The organism is Levilactobacillus tujiorum (assembly GCF_012641185.1).
Lineage (GTDB): Bacteria > Bacillota > Bacilli > Lactobacillales > Lactobacillaceae > Levilactobacillus > Levilactobacillus tujiorum.
Window position 1 is genome coordinate 74,020 of record NZ_JAAXLK010000010.1, and the last position, 18,238, is coordinate 92,257.

At 50.6% G+C, this 18,238-nt stretch carries 16 protein-coding genes and 1 pseudogene; 12 read left to right on the plus strand and 5 right to left on the minus strand.

Annotation, left to right across the window (positions count from 1 at the left end):
* The first annotated feature begins 32 nt into the window (after nt 1-32).
* Nucleotides 33-1,031, plus strand: a complete 999-nt coding sequence (locus HF569_RS06510; protein WP_168849075.1) for a tRNA dihydrouridine synthase — start codon at nt 33-35, stop codon at nt 1,029-1,031.
* Nucleotides 1,032-1,089: 58 nt separating this feature from the next.
* Here the strand turns inward: HF569_RS06510 and HF569_RS06515 are convergent, their stop codons facing one another.
* The 3 genes from HF569_RS06515 to HF569_RS06525 form a co-directional block, all read right to left on the minus strand.
* Nucleotides 1,090-1,413, minus strand: a complete 324-nt coding sequence (locus HF569_RS06515) for a DMT family transporter (RefSeq protein ID WP_168901784.1) — start codon at nt 1,411-1,413, stop codon at nt 1,090-1,092.
* A gap of 126 nt (nt 1,414-1,539) precedes the next feature.
* The gene (locus HF569_RS06520) at nt 1,540-1,818 is read right to left on the minus strand and encodes a hypothetical protein (protein ID WP_168849069.1); all 279 of its coding nucleotides are present in this window, start codon (nt 1,816-1,818) and stop codon (nt 1,540-1,542) included.
* 375 nt (nt 1,819-2,193) lie between these two features.
* A complete protein-coding gene (locus HF569_RS06525; protein ID WP_168901785.1) occupies nt 2,194-2,469 on the minus strand; it encodes a hypothetical protein in 276 nt (91 codons plus the stop codon).
* Nucleotides 2,470-2,665: 196 nt separating this feature from the next.
* On the opposite strand from HF569_RS06525, the gene fabV reads away from it, so the two are divergent.
* The 8 genes from fabV to HF569_RS06565 all read left to right on the plus strand — a co-directional run bounded on the left by fabV (nt 2,666) and on the right by HF569_RS06565 (nt 12,432).
* Nucleotides 2,666-3,856: an enoyl-[acyl-carrier-protein] reductase FabV gene (gene fabV / locus HF569_RS06530; RefSeq protein WP_211089660.1), complete on the plus strand. Its 1,191-nt coding sequence runs from the start codon at nt 2,666-2,668 to the stop codon at nt 3,854-3,856.
* A 316-nt stretch (nt 3,857-4,172) separates the two neighbouring features.
* Nucleotides 4,173-4,616 carry a flavodoxin domain-containing protein gene (locus HF569_RS06535; RefSeq protein WP_168901787.1) on the plus strand — a complete coding sequence of 148 codons (444 nt, stop codon included), beginning with the start codon at nt 4,173-4,175 and terminating at the stop codon, nt 4,614-4,616.
* A 28-nt stretch (nt 4,617-4,644) separates the two neighbouring features.
* Nucleotides 4,645-5,163 (plus strand): GNAT family N-acetyltransferase, encoded by a 519-nt coding sequence (locus tag HF569_RS06540; RefSeq protein ID WP_168901788.1) that lies wholly within the window; start codon nt 4,645-4,647, stop codon nt 5,161-5,163.
* Between the two features lie 385 nt (nt 5,164-5,548).
* Entirely contained in the window at nt 5,549-6,919 is a 1,371-nt protein-coding gene (locus tag HF569_RS06545; RefSeq protein ID WP_168901789.1) for an amino acid permease, read from the plus strand.
* Nucleotides 6,920-7,626: 707 nt separating this feature from the next.
* Nucleotides 7,627-8,289 carry a hypothetical protein gene (locus tag HF569_RS06550; RefSeq protein ID WP_168901790.1) on the plus strand — a complete coding sequence of 221 codons (663 nt, stop codon included), beginning with the start codon at nt 7,627-7,629 and terminating at the stop codon, nt 8,287-8,289.
* Between the two features lie 250 nt (nt 8,290-8,539).
* Nucleotides 8,540-9,175: a WxL domain-containing protein gene (locus HF569_RS06555; RefSeq protein WP_168901791.1), complete on the plus strand. Its 636-nt coding sequence runs from the start codon at nt 8,540-8,542 to the stop codon at nt 9,173-9,175.
* Between the two features lie 64 nt (nt 9,176-9,239).
* The gene (locus HF569_RS06560) at nt 9,240-10,274 is read left to right on the plus strand and encodes a DUF916 and DUF3324 domain-containing protein (RefSeq protein ID WP_232842584.1); all 1,035 of its coding nucleotides are present in this window, start codon (nt 9,240-9,242) and stop codon (nt 10,272-10,274) included.
* Between the two features lie 19 nt (nt 10,275-10,293).
* Nucleotides 10,294-12,432, plus strand: coding sequence for a WxL domain-containing protein (locus HF569_RS06565; RefSeq protein ID WP_168901793.1), 2,139 nt, complete (start codon nt 10,294-10,296; stop codon nt 12,430-12,432).
* A gap of 848 nt (nt 12,433-13,280) precedes the next feature.
* Here HF569_RS06565 and HF569_RS06570 read toward each other — a convergent pair.
* Nucleotides 13,281-14,516 (minus strand): ArgE/DapE family deacylase, encoded by a 1,236-nt coding sequence (locus HF569_RS06570; protein ID WP_168901794.1) that lies wholly within the window; start codon nt 14,514-14,516, stop codon nt 13,281-13,283.
* A 248-nt stretch (nt 14,517-14,764) separates the two neighbouring features.
* Between HF569_RS06570 and HF569_RS06575 the strand changes: the two genes are divergently transcribed.
* Nucleotides 14,765-15,709: a zinc-binding dehydrogenase gene (locus HF569_RS06575; RefSeq protein ID WP_168901795.1), complete on the plus strand. Its 945-nt coding sequence runs from the start codon at nt 14,765-14,767 to the stop codon at nt 15,707-15,709.
* Between the two features lie 70 nt (nt 15,710-15,779).
* Here HF569_RS06575 and HF569_RS06580 read toward each other — a convergent pair whose 3' ends face one another.
* Nucleotides 15,780-16,199 carry an Lrp/AsnC family transcriptional regulator gene (locus HF569_RS06580; RefSeq protein ID WP_168901796.1) on the minus strand — a complete coding sequence of 140 codons (420 nt, stop codon included), beginning with the start codon at nt 16,197-16,199 and terminating at the stop codon, nt 15,780-15,782.
* 245 nt (nt 16,200-16,444) lie between these two features.
* On the opposite strand from HF569_RS06580, the gene HF569_RS06585 reads away from it, so the two are divergent.
* Nucleotides 16,445-17,377: an ABC transporter ATP-binding protein gene (locus HF569_RS06585; protein WP_168849938.1), complete on the plus strand. Its 933-nt coding sequence runs from the start codon at nt 16,445-16,447 to the stop codon at nt 17,375-17,377.
* Between the two features lies 1 nt (nt 17,378).
* A pseudogene (locus HF569_RS06590) lies at nt 17,379-18,137 on the plus strand (ABC transporter permease/substrate-binding protein); the annotation flags it as partial.
* Nucleotides 18,138-18,238 lie beyond the last annotated feature (101 nt).

The following is an 18,238-nucleotide window of genomic DNA, read 5'->3' on the forward strand; positions in this document are numbered from 1 at the left end:
CATCAAATACAAGTATTAGAGGAGATTTTATCGTGTCTGATTCATCAGCTTATTGGCAAAAAATTGCGGCGCACGCCCAGGCCGAAAACCGGCCGTTCTTTAGTTTAGCGCCCATGGAGGCGGTAACCAACGCTATCTTTCGGCGAGTGGTTGCCCGCGCGGCGGCACCGGATGTCTTCTTTACGGAGTTCACCAACGCCATTAGTGTGACCCATCCTAAGGCTAAATTTACCGTACAAGGTCGGCTCTACGTGGCGCCTGAAGAGGCCCATATGCCAGTTGCCCAGCTATGGGGGAACGATGGCGATGCCTTTGCTCGCGCGGCGGCTAACGTCAAGGAACGCGGCTACGAGGCGATCGACATCAACATGGGCTGTCCAGATTCCACGGTGATCAAGAATCACGGTGGGAGTGATCTGATTCGTAATTTTGAGAGTGCCGCAGCGGTGATTGCGGGTGCGAAGACTGCGGGACTCCCCGTTAGTGTGAAGACACGGTTGGGATACAGTCGGCTCGATGAATGGCGCGACTGGTTGACCTTCTTGTTCCAGCAGGACATTCCTTTACTGACGATCCACCTGCGGACGAAGAAAGAGATGAGTCGGGTACCGGCCCATTATGAATTGATTGATGATATCGTGAAATTACGGGATGAGGTCGCGCCCGATACGTTGCTACAATTGAATGGCGACATCGAGAACTATCAGGAAGGGGTAGCTTTAGCCAAGGCCCACCCTGGAGTCGACGGCATCATGATCGGTCGAGGAATCTTCACCAGTCCCTTTGCGTTTGAACAGACGCCACAGCATCATGACGTCAAGGAACTCCTGGGCTTGTTGAACTATCAATTGGATCTGTATGATGACTTTGAACAGCGGTTTGATACCTCGCGTTTTGCGTCGCTCAAGCGGTTCTTCAAGATCTACGTGCGGAGTGAACCCAATGCGGCCAGCTTGCGGAACGCCATGATGGAGACTCACACGACGGATGAAGTGCGCCAGCTCCTGGCAGAATCTGAATTTACCAAGTAATCCAAAAGCGCCAGCCCACATTTGTGAGCTGGCGTTTTTAGTTTGGTGACGAGACTGCTCAGTGAGCCGATCCGTACAAGTTAAGAATCACGACGCCGGTCACGACCAGTGCTAATCCCAGAACACTGGCTAAGTTGAGCGGCTCGTGCCATAGAAATAGTGATAAGAGCGTCATAATGACAATTCCAATTCCAGCCCAGATGGCATAGACGACATTGAGGTCGACTTGTTTCATAGCCAGCGATAAAAAGAACAGGCAAAGTCCGTACGCCATTACAGCTCCGAACGACGGCCAAAAACGGGTGAAGCCGGCCGCAGCCTTTAGCAAATTTGTACCAACTAGTTCCCCGGTAATTGCGGTACCTAAGTAGAAGTATGCCATCTGATAACCCCCCTAGTCATTCACGACAAACATGTTCCACCTTCTAGCTTAGCAGGAGTGGGCGATGACGTAGTGGGAGAGCTTTTGCTTGGTAATGTGTCCGCCAAAACGGAAAGGCGGTATGAGTTACCGTGAATGGTAAATGCTACTGGTAAAGCCGGTTGTAGCGGCGGCTTCGTCGTTAGCGGCCCGAACGATCTTCTTCTGCGCGTCCGTTAAGCGGCTGTCGTTCCATTGCCGGATGGCCGTGTTTTTGGCAGCTTCGGATGGATAGGTCTTGCCATTAAACGTGTAGTCACTGGATGCTTGAACATCGTGGCCGCTCAGTGTCATTGGAATGGCGATAGCCACGGCGATAACTGCGATAATTGCGATAGCGAATTTAACAAATTTATGATTGAACATGGTGAAACTTCCCCTTTACTTATGCCTAAATTGCGCGAGAACTTCAAGCGCAGCCTAAACAGCATACCGCAAGTTGGTTGGTCGGTGCAACTATTAATTTACGTTGATCTGACGGGGATTGGCGGGGATGCCTGACAGTAAAATAAGGACATCGCTTTCATAAATAACTGAAATTTTCAAGAATGATATTCGTTATAGTAAGGCTAACCAGCTGAAAATGGTCTGACCTGGTCACCTGCGGCTGTCAACGATTCCGGCTGCTATGGCGAACGGTAAGGCGACAGCATGTTCCACGTTGCTTGTCAAAACGCGATATAGTCACTGACTAAAAAATCGCCGGCAAGACCATGATGGCCGCTGGCGATGATTGACTGACTAGTTGTTAAAGTTTTGACTACGCAGACCGGTAGAGGCAGCTGCTTCTTCATTGGCCGCCTTGACCAACTTTTTTTGCGTGTCGGAAAGGCGGTTGTTCTGCCATTGCTTGGCCGCTTGATTCGTGGCTGCTTCGGATTGGTAAGTCTTGCCGTGAAAGGTGTAGTCGCCGGAAGCTTGGGCGTTGTTAGCCCCCAGAACAGTAGGCACAGCGATAGCAACGATCATGACTGCGACCAATGCCAATAAAGTCTTTGCGAGTTTGCTCTTAAACATAGTTAATTTTCTCCTTAATTATACCGAAATGATGCGTTCAACTTGTCCATCATACCTAAGTTAGTTTCGTCACACAACCATTAGTTTAAGCCCGGTAGATCAGCCTTTGATGGGAAACGTTGATGAATAGATAAAGGTATCGCTTCCAAGTAAAAAGTGATAAATTAAAGAAAAAGTGGAAGGCGTGGTGAATCGCATGCAAGTGGCGGAGAAAATAGTAGGAAACGTGTCCCGGTCAGTTAATCCTTTCGGGTTGAAAGCCATGATGGCCCAGCAGATTCAGACGGTACGGGATCGCGGGACCTATGCTGGCGCAAAATGTGCGTTGATTCTGGGAGGCTCGGCCAGCTATGGCCTCGGTAGTCGACTGACAGCGGCGTTTGGTCAGGGGGCCACCACGATTTCGGTTGGTTACGCGCGTCCGCCCCATGATGACTTTCTGGGGGCCGCTGGCTGGTGGAACCAAGTTTACTTTAAGCAAGCAGCGGAACGGGCGGGCCTAATCGCCCAAAATTTCAATGCCAATGCTTTTCTCCCCAGCACGAAACAACTCATCGTCGACTACGTGCGGCAGAAATTAACGACCCCGATTGATCTCGTAGTCTATTCGGTTGCGGCGCCTAAACGCGCTAATCCGGCGAACCCGGACGAGGTCTGGCGTTCCGTGATTAAGCCAATTGGGGCAGCCGTCACCGCCGCGTCACTTGATTTAGCACAAGAACGGCTCATCCAACAGACAATTCAACCTGCGACGCCAGCTGAAATTACAGCGACGACGCACGTTATGGGCGGAGAGGATTGGGAACGGTGGCTCCACGCACTACATACTGCAGGAGTGTTGGCCCCCAACTGTAAGACAATTCTCTTCTCATACGAGGGTCCTCAGCCGACCGCGGCGATTTACCGTGACGGGACGTTAGGACGGGCAAAACGAGCGGCCGAGGCCAGTGCGCAACGACTGCAGCGGTGGATGGCACCGATGGGTGGCGAGGCGTTGATCAGTGTTAACCAGTCAGCGGTAACCAAGGCCTCCGCGGTTATTCCCGGATTTTCGCGCTATATGCTGGCTTTATTGCAAGCGCAACGGGAACGTGGCGGCCATGAGTCAACGGTGGCCCACCAAGATCGGTTATTCCGCGAGATGGTCTACGGGCAACACCGACAAGTGGATGCGCGGGGACGATTGCGGCCGGACGCGTTAGAAATGGCGCCAGCGCTGCAGGCAGCAGTCGCGCAAACCCTGTCGACACTGACACCAGCGACCTTTACGCCGACGCTACCGGGGTATCAACTGTATCGCCAGGCTTTCCGCCAGCTGAGTGGTTTTGCCGTGCCGGGAGTGGCGGCGACGTTTGACCCCATGATATTAAATCACGTGAGTTATTAGAATTGTGAATAATTTATGTGAAGAAGCGGCGGAAATAATTCATTGAAAACGGACGATAAGCCCCATGTAATGCCTTTTCACGACTATCCTTATGTAAGCGAAATCAATTAAAAATCACTGAGATTCGCGTCTTTTTGCTAGGGAATTTTCTAAAAAAGGTCTATAATACTTTGCAGTCTATAACGACCGTCGTTGAAAATAACGGGCGGTGCGGAACAGTTTGGCGAGTGCGTGGAATTTATGCGCGACGTTGAGTGTTGCCAAACGAAGAAGAGGACCACAATTGAACGCTGACAGTTAAGGAGAACCAAAACTTATGACACCAAATATTCAGATTATTTTTGCCAGTATGTCTGGCCGTAACCGGGCGATTGCCGGTCATTTGCAAGCGCAGATGGCGTCGCGTGCCCAAACTTTAGTCACGGAAATCTCGCAGGCGGATGCTTTTGAGTTACCTCAAGCGGACGCCGTGATCGTGGTCAGTTACACGTATCATGATGGCGACTTGCCCGATGAAGCACAGGATTTCTTTGAAGATTTAAAAGACGTTGATCTCGACCGGACCAAGTTTGCGGTACTGGGATCGAGTTCGAAGAAGCACATTCACTTTGGCCGTGCCGTGGATTATTTGACCATGCAGTTGAATTCCAGCAATGGTGAACAAGTTGCGGATTCCGTCAAGATTGATCAAGACCCAGATGACGACGACTGGGCACGCGTTGACCAGCTTGCACAGCGAGTTTTGGAGAGTTTAGACTAACTGGAAATTTTAACGAGGTGAAACGAGGATGTACTTACGTAAAGCGAAACCAGAAGAGATTGATTTAGTGTGCGACATTATTGAAGATGGTAAGCAGCAACTGGCTGATGCCGGGATCGATCAATGGCAGAACAACTATCCCAACCGGGCGGTCATTGAAGGCGACATCGAAGACGGCCGGGCAGTCATCTACAATAGTGACGACCACGAAACGTTAGGTGTGGCCGCAGTCATTGAGTCACCAGACCACGCCTACGACACGATGAAGGGGGACTGGTTACGCGAGACGATCAAGTACGTGACGGTTCACCGGGTAGCGATCTTCTCCCGTCATCAAGGTAACGGGTATGCCTCGCAGCTGTTCCGTGATCTGTTTGACTACATTGATGAGCATCATCCAGAAGCGGAAAGCATTCGGATTGATACGCACCGTGACAATTTGAAGATGCAACACCTGATTGAAAAATTTGGATTCAAGAAGGTTGGCCAAATTGATGGCGTTTATCACCCGACGGACATTTGTTTTGTCTACGAAAAGTTGATCTAAAGCGGTTAGGCCGTGGTTAGCTGATCGCTGAATCGGTGTCTGCAATTAAAATAAATTTATACGGAAGCCGTTACCGGCCCAGCGCTGGTGGCGGCTTCTTTTTTTATGCAGTGAGTTTGAATAAACCCTGGCGTTGCGGCATAATTGTGTATAGAATTTATGGTTTGCTGACTAATGGCAAAAAAGCAGTTGCGTATTAGGCGAGAACCAGGTAGCATATTCTCATATACTTTTAATCTATCAGCTCATTATTGCTGAACGAGTAGGAGGCGCTCAACCTGCCGTTTGCCCAATTGGGGGCTAAAATGTTGCGGTGGGGACGAGTCTCCAAATTAAAGTTGGATAACGAAAAAATCCTTGAAAGGGATAGAAAGAAGGAATTAGATTGCAAAGAAAACTAAGCGCTCGCCAAATGCAGATGATTGCGTTAGGCGGTACGATCGGCGTTGGATTATTTATGGGGTCTGGTTCCACCATTAAGTGGACGGGGCCTTCCGTCCTCATTGCCTACATTATCTCCGGTGTCTTCTTATACTTAATTATGCGTGCCTTGGGGGAAATGTTATACGTCCACCCCACAACCGGCTCATTTTCAACGTTTGCTTCTGAATACATGCACCCGGTCTTCGGTTACTTAACGGCTTGGAGTAATATCTTCCAATTTATTGTCGTGGGGATGAGTGAAATGATCGCGTTGGGCGGTTATTTCCGTTTCTGGTGGCCCAACTTGCCGGATTGGATCCCGGGTTTGGTGGCCATTACCTTCCTCTGTGTGGCTAACTTGATTTCGGTGAAGATGTTTGGTGAACTGGAATTTTGGTTCGCACTGATTAAAGTGGTCACCATTATCTTGATGATTATCGCCGGACTAGGGGTCATCTTGTTTGGCTTTGGTAACCACGGGGTGGCAGTCGGGATCAGCAACCTGTGGACGCACGGTGGTTTCTTCACGGGTGGCGCCAAGGGATTCATCTTCGCATTGGCGATTGTGTTGGCGTCTTATCAGGGGATTGAGCTGATTGGGGTAACTGCTGGTGAAGCAGAAAACCCACAACACACGCTAGTAACGGCGATTCGGTCGACGGTTGCCCGGATTCTGATCTTCTACGTCGGGGCCATCTTCGTTATCGTCAGCATTTATCCGTGGGACCAATTGAATCAGATTGGCTCACCATTCGTTCAAACGTTTGCTAAGATTGGGATTACCGCTGCGGCCTCGATTATTAACTTTGTCGTAATTACGGCTGCACTTTCCGGCTCTAACTCCGGAATCTACAGTGCAAGTCGGATGGCCTTTACCTTGGCCGAAAAGAAGCAGTTACCACGCAAGGTGACGCTACTGAACCGCCACGGAGTCCCCGTTTACGCGGTCGTCGCTATCTCAATCGGTATTGGGATTGGGGTCGTGTTGAACGTGGTCTTACCAATGTTCTTCAAGGATGCCAGTCAAATTTTCGTGATGGTGTACAGTTCCAGTGTCCTGCCTGGGATGGTGCCGTGGTTTGTGATTTTGATCAGTGAAATTGAATTTAGAAAGCAAAATCCGCATGAAATGGCGGATCACCCCTTCAAGATGCCGTTTGCGCCGTGGTCTAACTACGTGACGTTGGTCTTCTTAGTGGTTACCTTGATCTTCATGTTCTTGAATCCAGAAACGCGGGTCTCAATTCTGGTTGGGGTGGTCTTCTTAGCAGTGATGACGATCATCTACTTCAAGAAGTATCAGTCGCGTGAGAACGAGGAAAAGACGTTATAAGTTGTGTTAACTAATAGCCAGTTGATGAGTATCGTTCTTCCAGAGAACGGCTGATCGACTGGCTATTTTAAGGTTGAATTGGTTAGAGATTATGCTAAGAAACGGCTCGAGCCGTAGATCATATTCAAAAGAGAACCAAGTACCACGGTTAAGCTCAAACTTAAACGTAATTTACGGCTGAGATAATGGCTGTCACAGTCGTTATCAATTGAACCACAAACGCTGAGTAGCCAGGACTTTCAGCTATTGTCGCGGTGAAACACCATCAAAGCCGGAGGAGGCCAGGGGTGGAGCCAGCCGCGAAAGTGGTGTTGGCTGGCGATTTTCCAGCTTACAGCACGGGCGACTTTGGAGCCACGGTATTTTCGTGGCTTCAAATCGAGCGAGAAGACTGGTGGTTTTCCAGGCTGAAGCGTCCCCACAGCCGGAGGAATCCCTGGCAGCCGCAGGTGACTGGTTTAGACTATTTTGAGTCAGCAGTCCTTGCTACTCAGGTTCTGACAGTGATTTTCATTCTTTCAACCTTTACTTAGATTGGGTATAATGGTTGAGAAAGTTTGGCGAAATTGACCACCTAGTTGCTCGATTCGCGAATAAACGGATAAGTGACTGGCAGATTTCGATGGATTTTCATTGAGGTCTGCGTGTCTTTTGGTCACTAATGTAGTCAAGCGTTAACTCAAAAAAAGAAGGAAGAGGCGCCAAATATGAGTCGTCCAGGAAATTATGGTAAGTCGAGTCGGCTAAAACAGTTGCGTCAGATTCGGCGGCGTAAACAGCAACAAACCAGCCGGACAATTGAGTGGGATCAGGTTGAAGACTTCCTGCTCGGCCGGTATCACTTGGCTCAAGGAAGTAAGCGCCCACCGTTGGTTGATGCGACGGTGCAACGTTTCTTTAGTGAATGGTTACAATTAGCACTCGCCCAAGGAGAAGACCAGGTACAGTGGGATATTACGGCGTTGACGACAGCCACGCTGCAAAAAGTCGGAAACCAGGTACCTTGGCAGTTCTATGCAGTCTTAGCGGGTCAAGGGATGCAGTGGCAACGACTCCTACGGCGGGAGGTGCCGGTGGTCCCACTGATGGTGCCACGGCAGGTTGTAACGCCCTTCACCGCAGCGGTCTGGCAGCAGCTGTTAGCCACACAATTAGCGGTGAACTTATTAACTGTCAGTGCGGTTCCCATCACCGCAGCACAGCGGGATCAGTTGGTCACGAGCTTCATGGTCGATGGCAGCGTGGAGTGGACCGCCGTTGCCACGCTATTCGCACCGTTGGGTTTCCAAGTGACACCCGGAACGGATCAACAGACTACTCAGTGGCTTAATGATTTAATGGGATTAACGGTGGCGGATTGCCATCAATAAATGTCTAGATACGAAAGGTCAGCGAAAAGCTGGTCTTTTTATTTACCGCCGGGTATCATCTTCAAGTGAATCAAGCATGGGAGATTAAGCAGACACGATTTTGGCTAGATGGCTGGCGGACAAGGTGGCCAGCATGGAATCATTTTGTCTGTAACGTTACGGGTGGCTTAGCCATTACCGGAGCCATCCATGTTTGCTAAAACGGGTAATCAGGAGGTATGGATTTAGCAAATATGAGGAGTTGAGTATCATGACTCGAAAGTTAATGAAGGTTGCCATTGCCGGTGGCGCGGCGGCCTTAGCACTGGGTTTGGGTGTCATTCCAGCCATTGCGGCAACGACTGACGGCACATCCAGTATGAGTTCAGGGAGCTCGGGACCAGTCTCGCAGACAACGACGACTACCGCAGAGTTCGATACGAGTCCGAATGCAGCCATTGCACTGGACTCGGCGCCCAACATTGGTTTTGGTGCTAATATCACCCCAAATGGTAAGACTGACATGGTTTACTCAGCGACAACGGCAGATAATCCAGTTGAAGTGTCTAACCCTGGCCTCGCTAGTGGTTGGAGTGTTCAAGTGAAGAACTCCGCATTTGCGGATGCTGCCGGCGACACCCTGAAAGGGGCTGTTTTGTCGTTGGGTGCACCTAGTGTCGCTGCAGCCAACACCGGGAACCCATCGGCAGCACCTGTCGCAGACGCTCTTAAGCTAGACGGCACTGGGACTAATGCCTTGGCATTCAGTGCCGCTGCGAAGGGTGGCCTAGGGATTTGGGACGCCGAATATGGCCTGGCAAGTATTTCCTTGGCAGTACCAGCAGGACAGTTAAGTGGTACCTACAGTTCAACCATGACTTGGCAACTGAACGATACGACACAGTAGTCAGTGAGCGGCTGAATTCGGATCGTGGGTTGAGGCATTTTGTGGAATGAGGGGGGCGTCAGTGATGCGGCGAGGATGGAAAGTTTTGCTGGCAATAGGTTTTGCATTAGTCACGATGATCGGGTGTTTACCGACAGCCTGGGCTGCAAAGACGGCAACAAATAATGTCGGCTACACCGTGCGACCGGTTCTTCCAAGCAATCAAATGAGCAAGCAGATTTCTTACTTTGATCTTCGGGTAAAGCCGGGGCAAACGCAGAAGCTGCAGATTTTGGTGGCGAACACGAGTAATCAGTCACAGAAGTTTCGCATTAGTGTTAATCAGGCGGTAACTAACGACAATGGCGTTATTGATTACAGCCAGCTGAAGCCTAAGCGTGATTCATCGCTCAAGGTCGGGATTGCAGATGTCTTCAGTCAAGACTCTGCGCAAACCGTGACCGTTCCGGCGAATACGCAAAAGCGGGTAACCGTGAGCTATACGATGCCTTCTAAAAAAGTACGTGGCATTATTTTAGGAGGAGTTTACGTGGCTCAGATCCAGCCAAATAGCGAGCAAGCCAGTGGTCGCATTATGATCAAGAATGCTTTTGCTTATGCCATTGGGGTCTCTCTACAAGAGGGCGCAACGGTTAAGCCAGACCTGAAATTAAATCAGGTGGTCGCTACGCAGATTAACGCACGTAACTTTATCACGGCGAACCTACAAAACTTTCAGCCGGGTCTCTTACAAAAACTAGCCGTGACGGCCCGCGTTACCCAAGCGGGTAGTAATCAAACCTTGCTTTCTCAGCGGCAAAAACAACTAGGGATGGCCCCAAATAGTAACTTTAATTTTGGGATTCCTTGGGGTAATGAGTCGCTAAAGGCGGGGAATTACACGTTATATTTGACGGCTAAATCTGGAGATCAACAGTGGCAGTTTGTCCGTAACTTTACGGTTAACGCGCCAACTGTCAAGCGACTCAACCGGCACGCATTGACGCCAACGCAGCCAAACTACTGGTTGTACTTGTTGTTAATTCTCCTGATTGCCGTGCTCTTAGCCATTATTGGCTACCTCATTTACCGCAACCGACACACACACGACACGAAATGAAACTAAGGAGGAGTTTACGTTGCTCAAACAGTGGTTGAGCGCCGGCTTGATTCTACTAGCAGTGACCCTGAGTAGTGGGATGACAGCCCATGCTGATAGTGATTATACCCATGCCTTGGCAACAGCACCGCAGGGAATCCTATTAGATAAGACCGATTCTGTGATGGCCTTAGGGACAGCTAGCACGAGCTCTGCTGCTGTAGTTGACACAACTAATCCAACTACTCTAGGAACGCAGGCTGTATCACTTACGAATGGCGCAGGAAAATTTGGGTCGATTTGGTCGACGAATGATGATTACTTTGATTTAAACAAGGACGAAACAGTCTCATTGTGGATGTACTTTGGGAACAAGGGAATTGAGGGGGGCGATGGCTTGGCCTTTGTCCTCCAAAATGACCCAGCTGGCCTGGCAGCCAGTCCCACCTTTGGCCGCTTCGGTGTCCAAGGAGAGACGCTAGGTGTCTGGGGCGTGGATAAGAATCCCCTGCAGAAAACGCGAGAGGGAATCGCGAAGACGGCGATTCAAAATAGTTGGGCCTTGGCGTTCGACACGCATGCCAATATGCAGGCTGACGGTCAAGCCGCTGGTCAGGCGAATTCATTTGATATTGGATCGCCGAATAATCATGCGGGCTCGAACTATCCCGGCAACGAGACGGCGTATCACCAATACGTTGACAGTGGGTTGTTTGGGATGGCAAGACTGAATTATTATTACTCGCTACGCTACAATGGGCTGATCATGAACTCTAAGAATCCGGGATTTCTCGGTGATGGGCAGTGGCATCACGTTACGGTGCGTTGGAATGTGGCAGATGGCCTGTTAAACTACACGTTCAACGATAAGAACCCCGAAACGGGAGAGCGCCAAAACGGGATCAAACGATCAATTCGCTTGAACCGTCAGCTCATTGATCCTAACAATACGGGACGAATTCGCTGGGGAGTTACCGGCGCGTCTGGCTCTCAGTGGAGTAATAACCTGGTTATCTTTGAGAACACGCCAGGATTGGTCGATGGCACGGCAGATGCTACGTTAACCAATCTTACGCGTGGTCGTGAGATTCAGACGCAAGGTGGCGCGGTAGCCAATGATCAGGTTCGTTTAGACTACCACTTGAATTATTTGGGTGGTCGGAAATCATGGTCGGATGTTCTCGCCCACCTCCGTCTGCCTAAGTTGATTGAATTCGATACCGCTCAGATCTCTTATGGTGATGGGCGAGCACCGGAAACACTTGACGTAGGCGCGATCAAGGATCGGGAGCTACTCACCAAGTTGAGCTACGCGATGGACAACGCATACCCCTCCGCAACCATCAGTCTCACCGGGCGAATAGCGCCTGTATCAACGACCACCAAGGTGGCCCGGACCTCGAGTGTCTTCACCTCTAACGCGATGATAAAGACGGCGGAAACACCGGCATTTACGGTGAACCCCAGTGTTGATTTAGACCTGGACGTCACCAGTGGGCAGGCGTTAACTGTGAAACCTGGTCGCGGAACGACCGTGACGGGGAAGGTCACCATGATGACGAGTGCGGCGACGAAACCGGCTGTACGGATTGAGCCAATCTTAAACAAGCAGGCGTTACCAACGATGGCACTAAACGCCGATGGGCAGTTTAGCCTGCCGGTGACGCCAGACATGTTGCGACCAGGACTCAATACGTTGACCTTGCAAGCCGTGACAGCGGATGGTGATAAGTCCAACCGAGTAACCGTAACCATTACGGTGAAAGGGGAATTGAAGTTTGATTATATTTCGCCAGATGAAAGTTTTCAGACGAGTGAATTAACGGGGAAAGACCAGTTGGTTCACCGGGAAGGTAGTTGGCAAATTCGAATTCAGGATACGCGGGGGACAGGATCACAGTGGACGCTACTCGCGCAAACCACGCCATTTATGGATAGTAACGGTGTTCGTCTAGGTGGGGGTCCCGTCTACGTTAATGGACGGGGGATCACCCCAATTGGCGCAACCCCAACGCCAGTGTTAACGCATAGAACGAATGACGCGAACTTGGATGGTAAATTCAACGTGGCTGATAACTGGACGCGCCAGACGGGTGTCCTGCTTGCCGTTGACAATGGTACGGCTCCGGGAAACTATACGGGCAGTATCACGTGGACGCTGGAAGATGCGCCTCGGTAAAACGGTCATGCGTCGTGCGCGTGATTAGTGGCAGTCAGGCTGGTGTTAACCGATCTTGCTGACAATTTGGATAAGTTAAATTCGAATCATCCTACCACGAAGGCGAGTAATCGCCGGCTGATTAACCAAGTTTCATCAAAGCCACGAAACGACGTCCGGGTCCAGCGACCCAGGCGCCGTTTTGTTTTGGCTTGCTTAATGTCGATGACGATCTTCCGCAAAATTTCTGGGTACCTGCCGCCTTGCCGTTCGCGAAATTTGGGCTGGAACGCTGTGGGGAGGGCCGGGCTAAGCCACAGACCGGTCTTAGGCCTCGCTTTGAGCCGAAGGACACGTCTCAAAGGCGCCATTTACCAAGTGGTTCTCTTGGTAAATCCCACGGCTGAGCCCAAATTTCGCTCACTCACGGCTACGTTGGTGCCGTCAGTTATTGTGGACTGGACGTTATTTTGTTTAGATGTTTAAGCTAGTCTTTGAGTTAAGAACTAGCTGAACCGGAGGAGGGCAGAGGTGGAGCCAGCTGTGTCGACGGTGTTAGCCGATTCTTGGCTTACAGCGTGGGACGCGTTTGGAAACTGACGGTTTTGGTCAGGTTTCAAACCGAGCCGGAGGACCGCTTCTCAGGCCGCAGGCGTTCCCCACAGCAGGCGGAATCTCTGCCAGCCGGAGGTGACGGGCTTCAGCCACCTTAGAGAATATGCTGATTGAAAAAGTGTGCAACAAATTTGGGTGAAAAAACATTAGTAGTTAGTGAGGGGGTAAAAAAGCTGTCCGCCCGAAACAAACCGGACGAACAGCTATTGTGTAATGAGTTTTAGAGTTATTTTCGAATGTTCCCCTGAGAAAGACTACTTCAAGAGGGTGGTGACCATTTGCTCGTAAATCGTAATGAACCGGTGATACATGTCGAGATCGACGTATTCGTTTACTTGGTGGGCCGTAATGTTACCGGGCCCAAAGATGACGACATCAATATCCGGATTGGCGGCGAGGAACGAGGAAGCATCCGTTCCCCCAGGCACCCCAATTAACGGTAAGTGTTGGTCGAGGTTTGCTTCCCCCACCGACTTGGCGACCTTCACGAGTGGCGCGTCTTCCATGGTGTGCATTGGACGCAGGTCACTCAGCACGTCTAACGTCAGGTCAGCCCCCGCGGCGTTCAGATCGGCAATGATTTCCTTAATGGCGACTAACATGTCGGCATTGGGAAGTTCAGGAATTGTCCGAATCTTGACGGATAGGTCGGCGCTAGCAGGAACGGTGTTGATTTGTTCACCACCGCGCACCATCGTGACGACTGGCGTTACGGCACCGAGAACCGGGTTGCGGTAGTTCTTGACGGATTCGAAGTAGGCTTCTTCTTTTTGATAGAAGGCCATGAGCGGTGTGATGGCGTTCTTACCAATCTCTGGCATGGAGCTGTGCGCAGCCGTTCCGTTAGAGTGAACCGTGTAGGTCAAGGATCCTTTGTGAGCCAATTCGATGAAATGTTGTTCGTTGGTGTGGTTGGCATCGGCTAATTTTTGCGCGCCAGCTTGGTCAATTTGCAACATGTACTGAATTTGTTTTTGCATCAGTAATTGTTTAGCGGCACCACTGGGTTCACCAACGATTAAGGTGTCGAGGTCCTTGGCATAGCCCGCTTCGGCGAGTTGCTTGGCACCGTACTGCCCATATTCTTCCCCGACCGTCGCCATGAAACGCAGGGTACCATGTAGCGGCACCTGTTGGTCGTGTAAATTGATCAGTGCCCAGGCGCCGGCCATGAGTCCTGACTTCATATCGGACGTTCCCCGGCCGATCATCAGGTTATCTTTGATGGTGGCGGACAGGGCGTCGACTTTCCATTTAGCGGCGTCACCGAGAGCCACGATATCAGCGTGACCGTCAAACCCAACGACCGGCCCTTTGCCGTCGCCGATTTCGGCAACTAAACTGGCCCGATCGGGAGCATATTCGACGAGCTTACTTTCAATATTGTGCTTAGCAAATAAGGCAGCAATGTAGTCAATGACTTGTTTCTCGCTACCGTTAACGGTGTTCATTTTAACGATGTCGCTCAGAGTTTGAACAACTTCATCCATGTTCCTTCACCTCATTTTAAAATTCTCGTGTATATGTAAACAATTAGGTTAATGACTAACTTGATTACAGCACTTTTTGCGAGGGGGGTCAAGAAACTGGTGGCGCAATGGGGCAAAACTAATGGCCAAGTGGGCTGGGATTCAGTAGCCTCAGCCAGCATGAGTTATTTGATGAGCTTTAAAGTTGACGGGGACCTAGCATGACGTTCACACTGAACGCATAGTAAAAAGAAATGGAGTGATTGATTGTGCGTGCAATTGTGATTGACCAACCAGGGGATGCTGATGTGATGAAGATGGTGTCGCGGCCGATACCAACGCCTACGAAGGATCAGACAGTCATTCGGATTCATGCGTTTGGGGTGCATCGCTACGAAGTCTTAACGCGGGCTGGCGGATCGCCGTCCGTGAAATTTCCACGGGTGATTGGGGTAGAAGCTGTAGGTGAGGTTTACGCACCAGCGGCGGATAGCCAGTTACAAGTTGGTCAGAAGGTCATCACGATGATGGGTGGCTTGGGCCGTGAGGTGGATGGGAGTTATCAGGATTACGCCCTCGTCGCCGACAATCATTTATACCCAGTCGATTACGCTGGTGACTGGGTAACCTTGGCTCAATATCCGGAAAATTTCTACACGGCATTAGGCGCGATCAAGTCCTTGGGGTTACAGGCGGGACAGTCACTACTAGTTCGCGGTGGCACCAGTGTGGTCGGGATCGCCGCCACTAAACTAGCGAAGGCGTTGGGCCTAACCGTAACGGCGACGACTCGGCGGCCGGAGATGTTAGCGGAATTAAAGCAGCAGGGCGCAGATGTAGCCGTCTTGGATACCGACAATCAGCTCCAGACATCTAAGCAATTTGATGGGATCATTGATATGGTCGGGACGGTTACAATGGCCGATTCGATTGCCCATCTCCGGCAAGGCGGCGTCGTATGCGTGATCGGTTTGTTAGCCGGTGAATGGGTGGTGAAGAACTTTGACCCGTTTAGTCTGGCTGGTAAATTCCTAACCGTGTTCGATTCTACCGAAGTACAACAGCCATTGGTGGATGAGATGTTTGAGCTGATTAAGCGCTATGATTTGACGGTGCCCATCGCCAAAGTCTTTAAGCTCGATGAGATCAGAGCAGCCCACGACTATGTCATGCAGAGCCGGGCACTGGGACAAGTGATTATTGATAATGACTAGGATGACGACTGTCCATTTGGTACGCGGAAAGGGTCTGAGGCTGCTACCCCAGGCCCTTTTGTCATGACGGTTAGATGAGTTCATCGATGACGTCGATCACCTTGTAAGTGGCGACGTTGCCTAGTGCGAGTAAAAAGTCGTTTAGTTCGGCGCGCGAACGAAAGGCACCTTCAATCAGGTACGGCATATCGCCAGAGACACGATAATGATGGCGGATGGCATTCCTATAACGGTGGATGAGTGCGCGATAGCCGGCGCGTTGGGCGGCGTCCTTCATAGCGGTTCGAATGAAAATTTGGCGATCGTAGCCTAGCTTTTCGGTATCGACTTCAATGGTGTAACGCTTGATGACGCCGGCGTCTTCTAAGCGATTAATGCGGGCAGTCACGGCCGGCGCGGTGAGATGGACCCGTGCGGCCAAATGATTGACCTTGATACGGCAGTTGTGCGTCAGTTCTTTGAGGATTAGGATGTCTGTTTGATCGAGCAAGTGGCAAGACCTTCTTTTATAAGGATTTTAAGACGAAACGCTTTAGTTTTAATATTAACAGTCTCGTCAAAAAACTGTAAAGTAGACGCTGTTGTCATCGAGTGGCGAGCAAGGCGTTTCCCTAGGTAACTGGCAGAAGACTAGTATAATGGGACACTATAAGGAAAGCGAGACGGGAGACGTTACCCGAATGTCCAAGCGGATCATTCGAGTGTCCAGCCTGTGACAAGTGTATGGAGGTCAGCATGATAGAATTTAAAAATGTTAGTAAGCAATATGAAGGCAAGTTGGCCCTGGATCGGCTGAACCTGACTATTCCGAGTCGGGACTTTTTCGTGCTAGTCGGTCCCAGTGGTAGTGGTAAGACCACGACCCTCAAGATGCTCAATCGGCTGATTGAACCGACTGATGGGAACATTTACTTTGATGATCAACGCATTATTGATTACGATCTAAAACAGTTACGGCAGCGCATGGGCTACGTATTGCAAAATATCGCGCTTTTTCCGAACTTAAACATTCAAGAAAACATCGCCATTCAGGCGGAATCGTTGGGATGGCCACGTAAGGATCGGGTCGCTCGTGCGCGGCATTTATTGGCACAGGTGGACTTGGATCCCGATCAGTATGCGACGCGGATGCCCAATGAGCTATCCGGTGGGGAACAGCAACGGGTTGGCATCATCCGGGCCTTAGCCATCAAACCGCAAGTGGTCTTGATGGATGAGCCGTTTAGTGCGTTGGACCCGATTTCACGAAAACAGTTGCAGGACTTGGTCTTACGGTTACATAAGAAGCTGAAGATGACCTTTATTTTCGTGACGCATGATATGCACGAGGCGCTGCGGTTGGGCCAACACATTGCGATCATGCGCCAGGGCCACATTCAGCAGGTCGGGACGAGTGCGGAGATTATGGAGCACCCGGCCAACGACTTCGTCCGGGGCTTCTTTCAAAATGAACATGCGGTGCGCCCGGAAACGGTGCAGAGTCTATTGGACGACGGCTATGGCCAACCCACAACGGCGTTACCGACACTGCCAGCAGATGCTCCGGTTAGTGAATTGGCCGCAATGCTGCGGCAAAATCAAGCGGTGGTGGTTGCCACTGCGCAGTCCCAGCGCGCGTTGTCCACGCCAGATTTACTCGACTATTTAGCCACTAAGGAGGCAGATTAGTTTGCAAGCCATTTTGCACATCTTAAAAACGCAAGGGAGCGATATTGTTCGCGCCATTGGCCAACATATTGGCTTGTCTTTAGTTTCATTATTAATCGCCGCAGTGATTGCCATTCCGTTGGCGATTGTCTTGATGAATCACAAACGTGCGGCGAATGTCATGCTGCAGATTACCAGCATTTTGCAGACGATTCCTAGTCTGGCGCTGTTAGGAATCCTGATTCCCATCGTTGGGATTGGGACGATCCCTTCGATCATTGCGTTGGTAATTTACGCGGTCATGCCAATCTTTCAGAACACATACTCCGGACTGACGACGATTGACCCTAACCTGGAAGAAGCCGCCACGGCATTTGGACTGTCGCGCCAAATGAAGCTATTTCGCGTCGAGCTGCCGTTAGCCTTGCCCATGATTATTTCGGGTATCCGGATCGCCACGGTCATGATCATTGGGACGGCAACCTTGGCCGCCTTGATTGGCGCAGGTGGCTTAGGGACGTATATTCTCTTGGGGATTGAAACCAATAACAATGCGTTGTTGATTATTGGTGCCGTATTGTCGGCCGTGTTGGCGCTGGTCTTTGGTGCGGCCATCGACTGGCTGGGCAAGCTGTCGTTTAAGAAAGCGGGGATCGTGTTACTCACGCTGGTCGTCTTGATTGGGGGCTTCGCGGGCTATCGCAAGCTGGCGCACCCACAGACGACGATTACCGTCGCTGGTAAATTAGGTAGTGAACCGGAAATCCTGATCCTGAATTATTCACCAGAAACTCCAAAATCCCCATCAAACACATGATTCAAGTGCTTGATGGGAATTTTACGTTTTCACCTTTTAAGTGCAGAAAAAGAGCCTCAGCTCTG